This window comes from Lujinxingia vulgaris (genome assembly GCF_007997005.1).
Lineage (GTDB): Bacteria > Myxococcota_A > Bradymonadia > Bradymonadales > Bradymonadaceae > Lujinxingia.
On sequence record NZ_VOSL01000044.1, the window covers coordinates 40,820 to 57,882 of the forward strand.

Sequence of the window (17,063 nt, forward strand, 5' to 3'; positions counted from 1 at the left end):
AAAAAGACCTCCTGAGCATAGCAAGAGGATCCGCGGTGCGGTCAACTCACAAGAGGCTGTGAGGGCGGATGGTGGATCAAAAAAAACCCGGCGAGGGCCGGGTTTACACAGTCAACACCATCGCAAATTAGAGCGGTCGGGAGCAATTCAGGTCATGGCCATGAGAGGATATCCCATCGAGTTTGGAAACAGCGGACCGCCGGTGGAGTCTTAGCGCTGAAGGGTGCGCGATGCAACTTTCTTTCTCAATGCCGGAATAAAATCTGTGCGTTGTTGGAACGCGCGGGCCTGGTCCGGGAGCGGATATGCAGTGCCAACTCCAGCGCTACGACAGCGGCGGTAAGGACGAGCAGCGCTTGAACGCCGAGGGCCAGCTGAGCTGTGGTTCCGGAGTAGGGCACGAACGCAGAGGGTTCGCCCAGATGCGGCCAGAGCGTCACGAGGGCGTACATCGCTGCTGCGCCGATACAGACGCTCCCGATGACGTGGGTCATGTATTCTCCGCGCTCCAGGCCCCCGAGCGAGGCACGGGAGTCTTGCTCGACGAAGGTGTCAACGATGGTGTTGATCGTGTCAATCGCGAAGAGCACCAGCAGCGCGGTCGCAAACCCGCCGCGCGGGGCCCCAAAGGCCACCATAGCGAGCATCCCGGTAAAGAGCAGGCCACGGCAGGTATGTGCGATTTGCTCGTGCTTGCATTCCGGGCGCTCGAAGAGGCGAAGTTTGAGGATGTGATAGTAGCCGACATCGAAGGCCCCGATCGTCGCGAGGACGATGAAGAGAATCAGTAAGAGTGTCATGTGAACCTCATTGCAGGGCAAAGAAGCGTTGCTCGGGAGACTAACAAGAGCGAGACGATAGTGATGGGCGTTGCGCTCATCCCATGCGCCAGACTGTGGGCATTGGACGCGCAGCGGGCTTGACTCCGGAGTCAGGGCGGTCGTGAGCCAGTACCTTCCAGACAAGGCCGAGGCGCTCAAAGGCGCGAATGGCAAGCCAGCCCAGGTCGACCTCCCACCAGGCGTGGCCCATTCGCGCCGATCTCGGGTAGGCGTGGTGGTTGTTGTGAAAGCCCTCCCCGAACGAAATCAGCCCGAGCACAAAGGTGTTGCGGCCTTCTTCGGCGGCGCCCTCGATAGCGTAGCGCATGTATCCCCATTTATGGGCGACGATGCCGACGAACCAGTGGCCAAGGATGCCGGCGCTAATGCGCATGCAAAGCGCGACAATCACAAGCTCCCACCCACCGATGAGCGCGAGCAGACCGGCCAGCACAAGGGTGTAGAGGGGCCAGGTGCGCTCAAAGAAACGCAGCCAGGGGTCCTCGGAGAGTTCGCGCGGGATCTCGACGAGCTCGGCCTGGGTGGGGACGTAGCGCAGGTGCAGATTCCAGTAGAAGTCGCGCAAGATGCCGTGGCGGTAGGCAAAGTAGTCCGGGCAGTCGGGCTGGTTTTGCCAGTAGTCCCGGACGTAATGGAGGCGGATCCAGCTGAGGGGACCCCCGAGACCGGTCAGGATGAAGAGCGTAACCAGCACGTTGCGAAAGGCCCGAGAGGTTTCAAACGCTCGGTGAATGATGCCGCGATGAAGTCCGACGGAGTGGCCCAGGCAGAGGGTCAGCAGGCCCAGGCCTGCTGCGATGAGGGCGCGCTCCAGCGTGAGAACCTGCCACCCGAGCAGGAGGGAAGGGGTGAGCATCAGGTAGAGCCAGACGATCTTCGTCCAGCTGTGGCGAGTGTGGCCGTGTGGGGTGTGAAGTTCGGGCATCTGAGACCTCCCGGGGAAGAGTCGCGCACTGTTTATGAACATGTTCACTTTACGGGGGTGAACATGTTCATTTTTGGCGTGGAAGTCAAGAGTTTGGTGTGATTTTTATGGATAAAGGGTCTGGGAGGACTGCCTGCGGGCGTGGGTGTCCTGGTGGCTCGTGACGTCAAACGCGTGAGACCGGTGGCCAGGGGTGGCGGCTCCCCCCTTGGGAGTGGCAGATGGACGATCGGAGTGGCGTTAGATCTCTGGCTCTGGGCCAAGCACAGCGTCGGCGATGCCATCCGCGAGTTCGCGGAAGACCGGCGTGGTCGCGGCGATGGCGAGCATCGGCATCCAGCGCTGCATCTGGTCGAGGAGGCGCGCGGTGGCCTGCTGGTCGGGGGTGCGATCGACGAGCCAGAAGAGCACGACCGCGAGGTGAATCAGGTAGAGATGTCGACCGAGCTGGGTCGCCTGGGCCTCGTCGGGAGCGAAGCGGGCATAGAGTACGGCCTCGCGAAACACCGATTGCACGTGTTGCTGGGAGAAGGGGTTCTCGGGGGGGTAAAGATCTCTGGCATCTTTGAGCAACATGCCGGTGATGCTGCGGAGGGTGTCCCGATGCGGGCCGAGCACACGCAGGCTCGTGCGCAGGCAGAAGAGAAAACGCTCCGGCCAGCGCTCTTCAGGCATGTGGTCGCGAGCCGCGGCTTCGAAGGCGTGCGAGAGGCGCTCGTAGAGGGCGAGCACGAAGGACTCTTTGGCGTCGAAGTAGCGGTAGACGAGTCCGAGGCTGACATCAGCCCGGGCGGCGATCTGGCGCAGAGTGGTCGTGTCGAAACTTTGCTCCTCGAAGAGGGAGAGCGCGGCTTCGAGGATGCGTTGGCGGGTCTCCTCGGCTTTGGGAGTGAGTTCGGACATAGGAGAGTCGGCGTAAAAAGATGGAGGAGAGGGTAGGGCCAGGAAAGATGAACGTGTTCAATGATGTGGTGGGCTGTCAAGATGGTTTCATGGTTTTTGAGGTACAAAAATACAAAAAAAGGCCGCGCGATGTTCGCGCGACCTTTTTGAAGAAGCATTCATCTGTGGGTCGTGCCGACCCGCCGGAATGGCGGGCCGGCAGGTCGCCTCAGGGGAGGTAGGCCGTCCAGACGAGGTTGTCGATGGTGACCTGACCACCGGCAATCGAGCGAATCTCCAGGTCAAAATCACCCGAGACGTTGATGTCTTCGACGAAGAACTCAACGATGGTGGGGTCGGCGCCGCTGGCGTTACCGAAGACCTGAGACGTGCCGATGGAGGCGCCGTTGACGAAGACCTCGACCTGACGGTTAGCGCCGCCGGTGAAGGCTTTCATCATGTCGAAGCGGATGGAGCTGATGCCGCCTTCGATGCCCTCGGCGATGAGCGACTTGTCGCCGCCACCACCGAACATCAAGCCGGTGCCGTCGATGGCGTAATCGGCGTTGGTGCTGCCGTCGACAAGACGTCCGCCGGTGTAGTTCCAGGTAAACCCGGCGTCGGCCTCGAAGCTGCCGGAGCCGTAGGTGTTGCCCGGGCCGTCGAAGTTGGTGAACGACTCGGCCAACTCGCTGGGGGGCTCGGCGATCGTGACCGGAACACTGAGGGTGTCGCCACCGAGGGTGACTTCGACGGTGTAGTCGCCGGCGCCCTCATCGAAGGTCAGCGAGAAGCTGGCGCTGCGATCGCCGGCGTTGATGGTGACGCTGGCCGGGTAGGTCAGGGTGGTTTCGACCGGGAGCACCTCGATGCTCGCCGTCGCGCCAGCGTCGCCTGCGGGGATGTTGAGCGCGAGATCGAACTGGACCTGGTCGCCGATGAAGGCCGTCTGGGTGGAGGCTGAGAAGGACTCGAGCTGACGGGCGCTCGCGCTGTTGTACGTGAAGATCGGCGCGCTGAGGGTGACGTCATCGAGCGTGGCGGTGAGGGTCGTCTCGGCGTCGGGGGTCACCGAGCTGAGCTCCACATCGACGGCGAGCTGGCCTGCGTCGATGACGACGCTGGCCGGGCCGGTGACGACGCCTTCGGGGGCGTAGCTCAGGTCGATGGTGGTGTCGGCTTCGGCCTCGCGGTTAAGCGCGAGGGTCAGCGTGGTGGTGCCGCCGTCGGCCGAAACGAAGAGGGGAGAGGGGTCGAGGGTGGCCAGGAAGGGCGGGCCGGTGACGATGTCGAGCTCGGAACGCGGCTCGATCTTGGAGTTTTCGTTGGCCCAGCGAAGCACGCCGGTGATGCTGGCGAAGTCGTCGCCGACCTCGGGCCTGGGATCGATGGTGTAGATGAGGTTGTTGACGCGCACCTGGTCGTCGATCACGAACTCAAAGGCGTTGTCACCCTGGCCGGGGCCGGGGTCCGGAGTGTTGTCGGTTACGATGACGTCTTCGACGCGGACGAGGACCCCTTCGAGGGCTTCTTGAAGGCTACCGTCGTTGGAGATGGCCGAGGTGTTCACCAGAACCGGCTCAGGCAGCGGGTAGTCGCTCTCAAGAATCTCGATATTTTCAACGTTGGCGACCTGAATCTGGCCGAAGAAGAGCGAGGTGGAGCCGGTGAGGTTGATGCGGTCACCGACCTCGGGCTCCACGCTGCCACCGGCGTTGTAGACGTAGATGCCGCTGTACTGGGCGCGCTCGTAGTCGTCGGAGGCGGGGTCGACCTGGACGAAGAAGCTTACGCCTTCGGCCACGGCGGTGACGATGACGCCCTCGAAGGTGGCGCGGGCGCCGGGAGCGACGGTGCCGTCTTTGAGATCGTAGATGGAGATGGGGCAGGCCGCGCCGTCGCCCAGGAAGGTCTCGGGGCAGGGGCTGCAGGCGTCGCCGAACTCATCGCCGGAGGTGTTTTCCTGGCCGGGGTTGTAGTGCACCGGGCAGTTGTCGGTCTCGTTGGCTTCGCCGTCGCCGTCGAGATCGGCGGGGTCGACACCGGTGCAGCTCGGATCTTCGCTTAAGGGGCATGGGTCGCAGATGTCGCCGAGACCGTTGCCGTTGGTGTCGGCCTGGGTGGATCCGTCCATGGGGCGGATGGGGTTGAAGAAGGCCGGGCAGTTGTCGACCGCATCGGGGATGCCGTCACCGGAGGTGTCGGTGGTGTCGGTCAGGCCGGTGTACTCGTTGGGGCGGAAGGGCATGCAGCTGGGCTCATCTTCGGGCTCACCGCAGAAGAAGAGCTCGTAGGCGCTGGAGCTGACCGCGGAGCGGATGTCGCTTAAGGACTTGCCGGCGTCGAGCTCGACGCAGAGGCGACGGTCGCGTTCGCAGACGTCGATCATCTCGCAGCCCGCCAGCTCTTCGTTTTCGACGAGATCTTCGATGAGCGAGGCGTCGCCGTAGAGGGGCTCGCCGCCGCGCATCACAAGCACGATGTCGGCGATTTCGGCGTCGATGACCGCGCGGTAGGGGAGGCGATCGGTGCCGTCGAAGATAGTGATGTCGCCGATGTAGCCGTTCTCAAGGCGGCCGATCTGGTCGCCGGCGCCCATGGCGTCGGCGGCGTTGGCGGTGACCATCTCCCAGAGTTCTTGCTCGGTAAAGGTCTCATCGAAGTAGAGGCGGTTGAGGTAGTCGGCGCATTGCAACTCGCGGAGCATGTTCATCGAACCGCTGGCCGACCAGTCGGTGCCGAGGGTGATGGGGACGCCGAACTTCTTAAAGAGGGGCGCCTGGGCGGTGTTGCCGTAGAGGTCGATGTTGGTGCGAGCCGACCAGACAAGGGTGGAGCCGCGCTGGGCCATCAGGGCGACGTCGCGGGCCGAGAGGCCGATGCCGTGAATGATGGCGGTGTTGTCCTGGATCAGGTCACTGCCGGAGGCGCCGGAGAGGCAGCGGAACTCGTTCTGGGCCTCGGGGTCGATACCCTCGGAGACGTGCGGCAGGTAGGTGCCGGCGCTCAGGCGGCTCTCGTCGTCGATGCCGGGGTAGTCGCAGCCGGAGGCGCGCAGGGTGCCGTTGACGTCGCCCAGGGGGAAGGTGCGGTAGAGGACGTCGACGCCGCTCAAACCTTCGGTGTAGCTGGTGTTGTCGAGGTTACGCAGCATGCCGTCGGCGTCGCCGCTTCCCACCGAGCCGACGATGCTGGTGGCGCCGCCAAAGAGCATGCGCAGCTCGCCATAGAGGATGCCCTCGTGGCTGTTGTCGGAGCCGGGGCTGGTGTCGATCTGGTCGTGCCCGCGAAGGCCGCGGCGCCAGTCGTGGCGGTGGTCAAAGCGCTCTTCGCCATGGGGCTGCGGGCGAGAGAGGGAGTAGGTGATGTGATCGTGGGGGTTGATGAGGCCGGGGGAGATGACGCCGGTGGGACACGAGATGATCGTGGCGTCCTGGGCCTCGGGCTCATCGGCGCAGCCGCAGCCGGAGCAGGTGATCTGGCGGTTGGGGCTCTGGTCATCGAGGAGCAGGGAGCCCTCGTGGTAGACTTCGCCGCCGGCCAGGATGGTGCCGCGGATCAGGATGTTGTCGGAGCTGCCGGGGATGACGATGCAGCGCTCACCGGTGGGGGGAGCGGGCATGCGCTCGTCGCAGGCGATCGCGTCTTCGGGGGGATCGGTGGGGTCGGTGACGTCGACGTCCGGGTCGGGGTCGACGTCAGCGTCGGGATCCGGATCGACGTCGGCGTCAGGGCCGACATCGGCATCGGGGCCAGCGTCGTTTTCGACGTCGGGACGATCCTCGGGTTCGGGATCGTCGCCACAGGCACCAAGGGCCAGTGAGGCTGCGAGCAGCAGTGTGAGAGGAAAGAGCAGCGGTGAGCGTACGGACCGGGCATGCGACATGGGGAGATACCTCAAGTGAGTCATTCCGTAGGGCGACGCGTTTTGCTGGTGATAAGGTAGCGAAATCTCAGTCGGAGTTCATATCAAGGGAGCACGACTGGCTCGCGGGTGAACGGGGAGTGTGTAGCGCAAGCGGGGAGCTTTTGCTGTCACGGCTGTGTGAACTTGGTGGGGTGAAGGGGTGGGAGGGAGGCCGGGCTGCAGCCTGCGGGGTGACTTGTAGCGAGTTGAGGTCGAAGGATCAAGGGGAGGGCCCCGGGGGCATGGAAGGGGGGATGCACTTAGTGGAAGTCACGCGAGCGCACCTTCGGAGGGCCGCTCTCCAGGCGAGGGCGCCAGAGTTGGTCGGCGATCAGGTGAGTGACGCCCTGCTCGTGTTGGATGGTGCCGGAGATGCCGATAAAGGGTGTGGTTCTGGCGAGGACGGCGAAGCGCTCGAAGACGCGGGGGTAGATGACGATGTTGGCCAGGCCGGTCTCGTCTTCGAGCGTCATAAAGACAACGCCGGAGGCGGTGGAGGGACGCTGGCGGCAGATGACCAGGGCAGCGAAATGCACGCGTGTTTTATGAGCCAGGGCGTTGAGCTGCTCGGCGCAGGGGAGGCCCTGAGCCTTGAGCAGAGGGCGGAGCTCCTGGAGGGGGTGTCCGCGGGTGCTGTGAAAGGAGGTGCGGTGATCCCACTCAATCGCCTCCAGGCGGCTGAGTTTTTGGAAGGTGGGGGCGGGGTCGCGGACGTCGATCGGCAGTGAGAGGGCGTCGAGCTCTGTGGGGCGGCCGGTGATCTCCCAGAGGGCCTGGCGGCGGGTTACCCCGATGCTGGAGAGGGCGCCGGCGCGGGCCAGGCGCTGGTGGTCGTTGGTGGCGAGGTTGGCGCGGCGCATCAGGTCTTCGACGCTCTCGAAGTGGCGGTCTCGCCGGGCATCGATGAGGCGTTCGGCAGCCTGCTGCGAGAAGCCGCGCAGCTGGCGAAGTCCCATGCGCAGCGCGAAGTCAAAGGGTGGGGTGTCGGTGGGCTCTAAGGTGCAGTCCCATTCGGAGAGGTGCACATCGATGGAGCGGACCTCCACGCCGCGGCGGCGCGCGTCTTCGACGATGGTGGAGGTGCTGTAGAAGCCCATGGGCTGGGAGTTAAGCAGGGCGGCGGCAAAGACCACCGGGTGGTGGCAGCGCAGCCAGGAGGTGGCGTAGGCCAAAAGCGCAAAACTTGCGGCGTGGCTCTCGGGGAAGCCGTAGTCGGCAAAGCCCTGGATCTGGCTAAAGACGCGTTCGGCGAAGTCGGGCTCGATGCCCTTCTCGATCATGCGGGTGATCAGGCGCTCGCGGTGGCGCTCAATGCGGCCGTGTTGCTTCCAGGCGGCCATGTCGCGGCGAAGCTGGTCGGCTTCGCCAGGGGTGTAGTCGGCGGCGACGATAGCCAACTTCATGACCTGTTCCTGAAAGAGGGGGATACCGAGCGTGCGCTCAAGCACCGGGACCAGGCTCTCGTGGGGGTAGTCGACGGGCTCAAGCCCCTGACGGCGGCGCAGGTAGGGGTGGACCATGTCGCCGGTGATGGGGCCGGGGCGCACCAGGCTGATCTCGATGACCAGATCGTAGTAGGTGCGGGGCTTGAGGCGCGGGAGCATGGCCATCTGCGCGCGGCTCTCGATCTGGAAAACGCCCAGGGTGTCGCCGCGGCAGATCATGTCGAAGGTGGCTGGATCTTCGGTGGGGATGCTGGCGAGATCCAGGTAGCGCTGGTGGTGGCGCTCCAGCAGTCTGAAAGCGCGGTCGATCATGGTCAGCGCGCCCAGGCCGAGAAGGTCGACTTTAAAGAGGCCGAGGGCCTCGACGTCGTATTTATCCCACTGGATGACGGTGCGATTTTCCATCGAGGCGTTTTCGACCGGGACAAGATCGCTGACGCGCTCTTCGGCGAGGATGAAGCCGCCGGGGTGAATGGAGAGGTGGCGAGGGAAGTCGAGGATGGCGTTGGTGAGCGTCTCCAGGTGGCGGTGCAGCGGGAGGGTGGGGTCGAGCTCGGCCTGCTCCCAGGTCTCGGCGCCGAGCTGGCCGCGGTGGCCGAGAAGGCGGGCGAGCCTGTCGACGAGGGCCTCCGGCAGTCCGAGGGCTTTGCCAACATCGCGAACCGCAGAGCGGGGACGGTAGCGGATGACGTTGGCGACCATGGCCGCGCGCTGGCGTCCGTAGCGGGCGTAGACGTGTTGGATGACCTCTTCGCGGCGCTCGTGGGCGATGTCCAGATCAATGTCGGGGGGCTCGGCGCGCTCCGGGGAGATGAAGCGCTCAAAGAGAAGTCCCATGCGCACCGGGTCGACGGCGGTGATGCCCAGGCAGAAGCAGACCGCGGAGTTGGCCGCTGAGCCGCGACCCTGGCAGAGGATGTTTTGGGCGCGGCAGAACTCCACGATCTCTTTCATCGTCAGAAAGTAGCCGGCGTATTGGAGCTGCGTGATGATGCCCAGCTCGCGTTCGACCTGGGCGAGGACTTCTGTGGGGATGATGCCGTCGTAGCGCTGGCGTGCGCCTTTAAGGGTGAGCGCGCGCAGCCAGGAGTCGGGGGTGTGACCTTCGGGGAGCGCTTCGATCGGGTAGGAGTAGCGCAGCTCACCCATGCTGAAGGTGCAGCGGCTGGCGACCTCCAGGGTGCGCTCAAGGAGGTCGGGGCGGTCGGCGAAGCGCCGCGCCAGATCGGCTGGAGGGGTCAAGGTATAAAGATCGTTGGGCCGCAGTAGGTTGCCGGCCTTGGAGAGCTCGGTCGTGTGGCGGATGCAGGTCAGGATGTCCTGGAGAGGGCGGCGCTCGGGGCGGTGGTAGAGCACCTCGGTGGCTCCGACGCAGCTCAGGCCGTAGCGCTCCGCCCTGGCGAAGATAAGGGGTTCGCGGGTCTGCTCATCTTCGGTCTGGTGGCGGGTGATCAGGGCGTAGAGGCGATCTCCAAAGGCCTCGCCAAGCAGAGACGCGACGTGGTCGGGGCGCTCGCTTTTCCAGAGCAGGCTCTCCGGGCCGCCCCACAGGGCGAGGAGGTCGTCGGCGTGCTCGGCGACCTCCTGCCAGCGGACCTGGCTTTTGCCTTTCTCGCAGCGGAGCCGCCCCCGGGTGATCAGCGCGCCGAGGTTGGCGTAGCCCCGGCGCGTCTGGGCCAGAAGGATGATGGTGGTGCCGTCGTCGAGGGTGATTTGCGAGCCGACAATCAGCTTGAGGTCGAGCTGCCGGGCGCGCTGAAAGGCGCGCACCGCTCCGTAGACCCCGTCGCGGTCGCAGATCGCCAGCGCCGGGAGGCCGAGCTCGGCGCATTGATCGACGAGCTCCTCGGGGTGGCTTGCTCCTTCGAGGAAGGATCCGTTGGATTTGTTGAAGAGGGGGACGTAGGTCATAGCCAGTGGCAAGTTTAGAACTCGGCGTGCACGTACCAGCGGTGGCGGCGGTGGTCGTAGAAGACCCAGATCAGGCGATGATCGTGGGTGGCGATGAGGTGGTAGTCGCGGTGGAGCTCGCGGACCCACCAGCCGCCGCAGATGGTGTGGGGGCCTTCGCGATCGCGGGCGGGGGGGAGCCCGCGCAGCCGCAGCGGGGTGGGGTAGAAGCGGCGCACCGCGTGCGATGCGTTCGAGCGCGAGGAGGGGGCGGGGAGGGGCAGCGCGTCAAAAGGTTCAAGGAGAAAGCGCCCCTCCGGCAGGTGGGCCTGCCGCAGCCGCACGCGCTGGACCGCCTCCACGCCAAACTGCGCGCGCAGGCGGGCCAGCGCGCGATTGGCAGCCTCCATGTCACGCGCAGGCGGCTCGTCACCCCCCAGAAAAAGACGAAGCTGCTCGCTGCGCGTCTTCTCGCTATGCGCGGTCAATGTGATCTGGGTGACCCCGCCCGGAAGCTCCAGACGTTCCAGCTGCAGGCGTATCAGGTCCGAGAGCGTGAGCGCGTCGAGGGTGGGCTGGGCCGGCTCAACCCGCTCGGTGATCGCGGGGTGGCGCTCCAGCTCAAAATGCAGATCGAGCGCGATGAGCTTGTCGTTAGCCGCCTCCAGACGTTGCAGCAGCGGGTGGAGGTGCCCCTTGATCAAAAAGAGCAGGCGGTGGGTGTCGCGCTCGGCGTAGTCGAGATGCTGCGAGCTCTGCGTGGGCTCCTCGATGCGAAAGGGGCGGATGGGAAGCTCTCGATCGCCGCGGGCCTGGTGGTAGAGCTCCACCAGCGCCGGGCTCAAGCGCCGCTCCAGCCCGCGGGCGGGGAGCGCCAGAAGATCGGTGAGGGTGCGCAGGTTCAGGTGTGCCAGAAGATCGCGGTCGGAGCGGCTTAAGTCGAGCTCGCTCAAGGGGGCCTTCCCCGCGGCCCGAGCCTCAGCCTCCGGCGTATCAAAGGCCCCGGAGCTTCGCGATGTCCGCGCGATCACATACGTCAGCGCTCTGCGAAAGCCCACCACCAGGGTAACCCGGATCTCAAAGCGTTCCATCAAACGGTCGCGCAGGGGCTCGGCCCACAGTCGCCAGCTCGGGTAGAGCTTGCTCAGCCCCGAAGCGTTGAGCCAGAAGAGCCCGGCGATCTCCTCGTGGCGCTCCACCTGGGGGGCGTAGTCGCAGAGCGCCCGGGCGATGGCCTCGGCCACCGCCTCGACCTCCTCGGTGGCGATGGTGCCGGCGCGCAGCGCCGGGATCAGCGCCAGCGCCTCCCCGTAGCGCATCCCGGAGCGCAGCCCGGCCTGACGCGCGGCCAGGTTCAGCCCCACGAGCTTCCCCTGCGGGTGATCGCGATCCAGAAGCGCGGCCGGCTCCTCGCGCCAGTCCGGATGCGCGCGTAAGAGCACCTGCAACGCAAAGTCGGCGGCGTTAATGCAGGCCCAGCGGTCCATGATAATCCTCAAGGTGCTGGTGGCCGGGGCCGCGACGCTTGTCTTTGATGATGTCGAGCCGTGCGCGCAGCCGACGCGCGTCAACGCTCGCCCAGCTGGCCTGGGCGCGCAGCGCGATAAGCGAGCTTAACGAGTCTTCGGTGGGGGATTTTTGGGTCAGAAAGAGCAGCGCGCTGGTGTGGGTCTCGGCCAGGTGCATCAGCCGACCCAGAAGAGGGGCGGGCACAAAGGCGCGAGGGGGAAGATCGACGATGACCAGCCCGAACGCCCCGCTGCGCAGCAACTTATCGGCGGCGCGCGCCGCCTGCCTTGCGTCGCCCAGCCCGATGATCGGCAAAGCCTCCCAGTCGATGCCCCAGCCCACCGCATCCGGCGGATAAAACAAGCGCGAGGTCGACCCTATCCACGCCGCAGGCTCGCCGCCTTGCTGCGTCTGGGCGATCAGGCGCAGCGCCACCGAGACCCCGGCGGCGCTCTGTCCGCTCAGCTCGCTGAGCTTTCCCTTCAGCGTGCTCAGCTCCCAGCGTGCTTCATGCTCGGGGCGCTCCAGATCGGTGGCGCGTTGAATATGTGGAAGCGATATCAGGCTGGCCATCACACGACCCCATTCATTTAAGGTGTTCCATCAGCAGAAAAACACGACATCGGGCATGCCTTATCAGGCCACCCCGCATCACCTGCAGGCGCGCTACAGGTGTTCAGTAACTGTAGGTCTTTTCAGTTGCCTGGCAACGTCTTTTTCGCAAAAAGTTCCCCCTCTGCAGGCTCGCCCTTTGCTGCTGCGGCGATCGCCGGATCTCTCAAAAGCCCCCGCTTTGGGCTTTGCGACCGACGGTCGGGTTGGTAGGTAGGCGCTGGCGATTCACCCAGGAGGCTGTATGCGCGTTGCCATCGTTACCGGGCAGTTCCCGGCCTTAAGTCAGACCTTTGTGCTCAACCAGATCACCGGCCTTATCGATCGGGGCTGCGAGGTGACGATCCTGGCCGATCCGCCCGCGCGCGCCGAGAAGGTGCACCCGGATGTGGCGCGCTACGGCCTGCTGGAGCGCACCGTCTACTGGACACGCCACGGGCGCCCGGCAACAGAGCAGGCTCTCGACGGCGCGCGCGCGCTCCTGCACACCTCAAAACGCCGCCTGCTCCCGGGGCTCTTCAAAGGCATCGACGCCGCTCGCCGCCACGACGAGAGCCTCTCGGCCTCGCTGATGGTCAAGGCCGCGCACTTAAGCAGACTGGAGCCCTTTGATGTGGTGCTCTGCCACTTCGGCAACCTGGGCCGCGAGTGCCAGATCTTGAGGGAGATGGGCGCGCTGCGCGGCAAACTGGCCGTCTTTTTTCACGGCTACGACATGAGCGTCTTTCCTATCGAGCGCGGCCCCGGCGTCTACCGCGAGCTTTTTAAGGGCGCGGAGCTTCTCTTGCCGATCAGCGAGCACTGGCAAGAGCGGCTTATTGAGCTGGGCGCGCCCCCCGAGAAGATCGCCGTGCACCGGATGGGCATCGACACGACGCGTTTTGAGTTCAAGGTGCGCCGGCCCGAGGCCGATGGCGAGGTGCGCCTGCTGACTATCGGGCGCCTGGTCGAAAAGAAGGGCATCGCCTACGGGCTGGAGGCCTTCGCCCGGGTCCGCGAGCGTTTTCCGGACGCGCGCTACCATATCGCCGGCGACGGGCCCTTAAGCGACGAGCTCAAAGCCCGTGCGCACGCGCTGGGGCTGGGCGACTCGGTGCAGTTTTTAGGCTGGAAACATCAGGATGAGATTATTGAGCTTCTGTTCGATCACCACATCCTGCTCACCCCCAGCGTCACCGCGAAAAACGGTGATAAAGAGGGCCTGCCGGTCGTGCTGATGGAGGGGCTGGCCACGGGGATGCCCGTCTTGAGCACGCGCCACAGCGGCATCCCGGAGCTTGTACGCCATCAGGAATCCGGCCTCATCGCCGAGGAGCGCGACGTGGAGGGGCTGGCTCAAAACCTTGAAGCGCTGCTTGAAGATCCTGGTCTGTGGCAGACGCTCGGCCAGCAAGGACGCGCGATCGTCGAGGCGGAGTTCTCGATTGAAAAGCTCAACGATCGCTTAAAGGAACGTCTCGACGCTCTTGCGACCCGCTGAGATCGTGGGGAGGTGCGTGTTTGAGCAAAAAGCCCCAGACCCCCTCCCCACCACAGCTTCGCTCGTGTTTTCTGGTTGAAAAGATCAGGGGGAGGTTTTGGCTTCCCAGGCCAGGGCGCTTTTCACGATGCCCTCCAGGTCGTCGTGGCGGGGCATCCAGCCGGTGGCCTCCCGAAGCCGCGCGGGGTCCGAGATGAGCTCGGCGGGGTCCCCGGCGCGGCGGCCCTCTTCGCGGACGTTGAGCGAGGTGCCGGCGACCTTCTCCACCGCCTCGATCACCTCGCGCACCGAGTAGCCGTGGCCGTAGCCGCAGTTGAAGATCGCGCTGGAGTTGCCCTCGGCCAGATAATCGAGCGCGCGCAGGTGGGCGTCGGCCAGATCGCTGACGTGGATGTAGTCGCGGATGCAGGTGCCGTCGGCGGTGGGGTAGTCGGTGCCAAAGATCGCCATCGACTCGCGCTGCCTGGTGGCCAGCTGGCAGGTCACCTTGATCAGATGCGTGGCCTGCGGGGTGGACTGCCCGGTGCGCCCGGCCGGATCGGCCCCGGCCACATTGAAATAGCGCAGCGCTACGAAGTTCAGGGGGTGGGCCTGGCTGACGTCTTTGAGCATCCACTCCGTCATCAGTTTGGAGCGCCCGTAGGGGTTGATGGGCTGCGCCGGGGTGTCCTCGGTCACCGGGAGCTCGTCGGGGGAGCCGTAGACCGCCGCGGTCGACGAGAAGATAAAGCGGGGCACCTCAGCGCGCACCGCCTCCTCGATCAGCGTGCGGGTGCGGGCGGTGTTGTTATCGTAATACTTGAGCGGATTTTCGACCGACTCGGGCACCACGATGCTGCCCGCAAAATGCAGGATCGCCTCGATGCTGTGCTCCGAAAAGATCTTCCGGAGCAGGGCCGCGTCGCCCACATCGCCCTCCATGAGCTCGGCTGCTGGCGGGATGTTCTCGCGCACGCCGGTGGAGAGGTTGTCGAGGATGACGACCTGATGGCCGGCGTCGATCAGCGCCCAGGCCACATGACTTCCGATATAGCCGGCGCCGCCGGTGACGAGCATGGTCATAAAAGCTCCAGAGAATTCAGGGGGGCCAGCGCGCGCTCATGGTGCGCCATAGCGCGCTCCAGGGTCTGCGCGGCCAGGCCGAGGTTGGGGTAGAGGGGGGAGGCTTCCAGGGCGGCACGACCTGCCGCGAGCGCGCTGGCCAGGGGGCGGCGCGCCGCGCTTTTTATGGTGAGTGCGGCCAGCGTCTCTGCCGGCCGCCCGGCGCGCGCTGGACGCTGGTAGAAACGCGCCACGTGTTGCCAGAAGCGCTCCGGGGCGCGGCGCACATGCTCCAGCGCCGCCTCATCGTCGAGCTGCCACCAGGGCTCCTGCGCGATGCCCGTGACCCGGTTGGTGATCACGTGTGCTCCCAGAAAACGCGCCTCCAGGGGCATGCGCCCGGCCGCCTCAAAGGATTGGGGCAGGTACACAAAGTTTCTGGAGTGAGCCAGGACCTCCAGCACCTCCTCGGGGCGAAGATGGCGGATCACAAAGGGGTCTTCGCCATGCTCCCGGCAGAAGGCCCGCGCCTCCTCAAAACCCTTCGACGCCGAGCCCGAATAACAGACCGTGGTGCGATGCTCCCGGCGCTCTTGTTTTTCTTTGGCCTCTGCGTGCAGGCGGTCTACCTCGCTGAAAAACGCGCGGTTCATCAGCGAGCTCCCCAGCACGGCGTAGGGCACACCTTTATAATAAGGGTTTCTGGCGTAGTGACGGCGCTGGCTCTCGGTCAAAAAGATCGCGCCCAGCGCCGAGTCAAAGAGGGCGTGCGCCACCGGGTGCGGACAGGTGCAGGTCGCGCCCAGCCGGTGCATCCGGTCGGGGGCGGATGGAAAATTGCCACGCCAGCGGCACAGGCGCAGGTCATGCTCAAAGAGCACGTGGCGGCCGTGGGCGGCCAGCGCCTGCACCTGCTTTGCCCCCAGAGCCTCGGTGTTTCCCAGGATCAAAAGATCAAACTCGCCAACCTGCTCCGGCTCAAGCTCGGCGCTGCGCAGGCAGCTCACGGCCACCGGCGCAGCCTCCAGCGCGGCGGCGTCGGTGAGCTCGGCGCCGCCGGGGTAGGGCTCATCGGGGGTGCGCGGGGCGTCGGCGAACTGGTCGGCCACAAAGGCCACCCGGGCCCCGGGAGGAAGCCCCATCGTTGAAGAAGTCATCGTCTACAGCTCAGGGTTGGGAGGAGAGCAGGCGCTCATAGAGCGCGGCGGTCTCTCGGGCGCAGCGCTCCCAGGAAAAGCTCTGCGCGCGCTGGAGCCCGGCCTCGCGCAGCCTCGCGCGAAGTGCCTGGTCTTTCAAGAGCGCGCTCATCGACACCCCCCACCCGTAGGCCGAGCCCGGGTTGGCCAAAAGCGCCGCATCGCCCACCACCTCCGGCAGGCTGGAGCGGTTGCTGGCGATGACCGGGCAGCCACACGCCATCGCCTCCAGCGCCTGCAGCCCAAACCCTTCGGCCAGGGAGGGGTATACGAAAAAATCAGCCGCGCCGTAGAGCGCCGGAAGGTCGCGATCATCGACAAAGCCCGGCCAGCGCAATCGATGTGCCTGGCCGAGCTTTCTGGCCAGCGCATCATGGGACGCACGCGTCTCCTCGTTGCCCCCCCCGGCCAGCACCAGCGTGAGCTCGGTGGAGGAGGGGAGCTCGGCCAGCGCGCGGATCAAAAGCGCGGTGTTTTTGCGAAAATCGTAGCCGCCCAGGTAGAGAGCCAGCGGTCCGCTTAAATTAAAGCGTTGCTTCAGATCTTCGATGGCGTCGGGCGTTGCCGGCTTAAAATGGGCGTGATCGATGCCATTGGGCACCACCGTGATGCGCTCCGGAGAAACCTTAAGGCGTTGCTTTAACTCACTGGCCGTCGCCTCGCTGATCGCGATGATATGGTCGAGCTGCCGCCAGCGATCCCGAAGCCTCATGTAGCGGTGATACACCTGCCAGTAGCGATGCCCCTTGCCCATATAATGCTCGGGAAACTGCAGGGGGATCAGATCATGGCAGGTGATCACGGTCTTAAAGCCTGCGCCCACCGGTGCCGACCAGGGCTCGGTGGCGTGGTAGAGCCTCGCGCCCGAGCGGCGCAGCTCCCGGGCCAGCCGGAGCTCGTTGGCCAGAAAACGCCCGAGGTGGGTGGTGCGGGGGCGGCGCAGCGTCCAGGTTGGAAACGGCGTGGCAAGATCGCCGTCGGAAGGCCCCTGAGCGTTGTTGCTGGTTTTCAAAAGCCGAGGAGAAGCGTCGGGGTGCAGTCTCAGGAGCGCCGCTTCTGGCAAAGGCTCCAGCGCACCCATGGCCTGAACCAGGCCGTGAACGTAACGCCCGATGCCCCGGTCGCGGTGACCGGTGTCCAGGGCGGTGGCGTCGATGAGCACGTCGGCCGATGAGGGCGAATCAAGTCCCAGCGGAACGCGCTGACGGATGGCATGAGCGGGTGAGAAAGGCATGGCACGATGGGGGAGGGGGAGACGTCGAAGCGCATGAAACAAAAGCGAAAAAAAAACAAAAAACGCCACCCCCGTCATCGTCGGGGGTGGCGCTTGTTTT

Annotated in this window: 11 protein-coding genes; 1 reads left to right on the top strand and 10 read right to left on the bottom strand. The window is 65.2% G+C overall.

Going from position 1 to position 17,063, the window contains the following annotated elements; all coding sequences use genetic code 11:
- Positions 1 to 245: 245 nt before the first annotated feature.
- From FRC96_RS09495 to FRC96_RS09525, 7 genes are all read right to left on the bottom strand, one after another.
- Positions 246 to 800, bottom strand: coding sequence for a hypothetical protein (locus FRC96_RS09495; RefSeq protein WP_146974255.1), 555 nt, complete (start codon positions 798 to 800; stop codon positions 246 to 248).
- Between the two features lie 76 nt (positions 801 to 876).
- Entirely contained in the window at positions 877 to 1,767 is an 891-nt protein-coding gene (locus FRC96_RS09500) for an acyl-CoA desaturase (protein ID WP_230470078.1), read from the bottom strand.
- Between the two features lie 240 nt (positions 1,768 to 2,007).
- Complete coding sequence (locus tag FRC96_RS09505) at positions 2,008 to 2,670, bottom strand: TetR/AcrR family transcriptional regulator (RefSeq protein ID WP_146974257.1); 663 nt, start codon at positions 2,668 to 2,670, stop codon at positions 2,008 to 2,010.
- A gap of 208 nt (positions 2,671 to 2,878) precedes the next feature.
- Positions 2,879 to 6,535, bottom strand: coding sequence for an amidohydrolase family protein (locus tag FRC96_RS09510; RefSeq protein ID WP_146974258.1), 3,657 nt, complete (start codon positions 6,533 to 6,535; stop codon positions 2,879 to 2,881).
- Between the two features lie 281 nt (positions 6,536 to 6,816).
- Positions 6,817 to 9,912 carry an error-prone DNA polymerase gene (locus FRC96_RS09515; RefSeq protein ID WP_146974259.1) on the bottom strand — a complete coding sequence of 1,032 codons (3,096 nt, stop codon included), beginning with the start codon at positions 9,910 to 9,912 and terminating at the stop codon, positions 6,817 to 6,819.
- Between the two features lie 14 nt (positions 9,913 to 9,926).
- A complete protein-coding gene (locus tag FRC96_RS09520) occupies positions 9,927 to 11,378 on the bottom strand; it encodes a DNA polymerase Y family protein (protein ID WP_146974260.1) in 1,452 nt (483 codons plus the stop codon).
- Positions 11,356 to 11,973, bottom strand: a complete 618-nt coding sequence (locus FRC96_RS09525) for a DNA recombination/repair protein RecA (protein ID WP_146974261.1) — start codon at positions 11,971 to 11,973, stop codon at positions 11,356 to 11,358. The genes FRC96_RS09520 and FRC96_RS09525 overlap by 23 nt, the downstream gene beginning before the upstream one ends.
- Positions 11,974 to 12,256: 283 nt before the next feature.
- Here FRC96_RS09525 and FRC96_RS09530 point away from each other — a divergent pair, with 283 nt between their 5' ends.
- A complete protein-coding gene (locus tag FRC96_RS09530) occupies positions 12,257 to 13,492 on the top strand; it encodes a glycosyltransferase (RefSeq protein WP_146974262.1) in 1,236 nt (411 codons plus the stop codon).
- Between the two features lie 84 nt (positions 13,493 to 13,576).
- Here FRC96_RS09530 and galE read toward each other — a convergent pair whose 3' ends face one another.
- Genes galE through FRC96_RS09545 form a run of 3 tightly spaced genes read right to left on the bottom strand, consistent with a single transcriptional unit; the run spans position 13,577 to position 16,963 of the window.
- Positions 13,577 to 14,554 carry a UDP-glucose 4-epimerase GalE gene (galE, locus tag FRC96_RS09535; protein ID WP_146974263.1) on the bottom strand — a complete coding sequence of 326 codons (978 nt, stop codon included), beginning with the start codon at positions 14,552 to 14,554 and terminating at the stop codon, positions 13,577 to 13,579.
- Positions 14,551 to 15,690 carry a hypothetical protein gene (locus FRC96_RS09540; protein WP_146974264.1) on the bottom strand — a complete coding sequence of 380 codons (1,140 nt, stop codon included), beginning with the start codon at positions 15,688 to 15,690 and terminating at the stop codon, positions 14,551 to 14,553. Before FRC96_RS09540 ends, galE begins: the two co-directional genes overlap by 4 nt.
- 10 nt (positions 15,691 to 15,700) lie before the next feature.
- Complete coding sequence (locus FRC96_RS09545; RefSeq protein ID WP_230470079.1) at positions 15,701 to 16,963, bottom strand: glycosyltransferase family 4 protein; 1,263 nt, start codon at positions 16,961 to 16,963, stop codon at positions 15,701 to 15,703.
- Between the last annotated feature and the right edge of the window lie 100 nt (positions 16,964 to 17,063).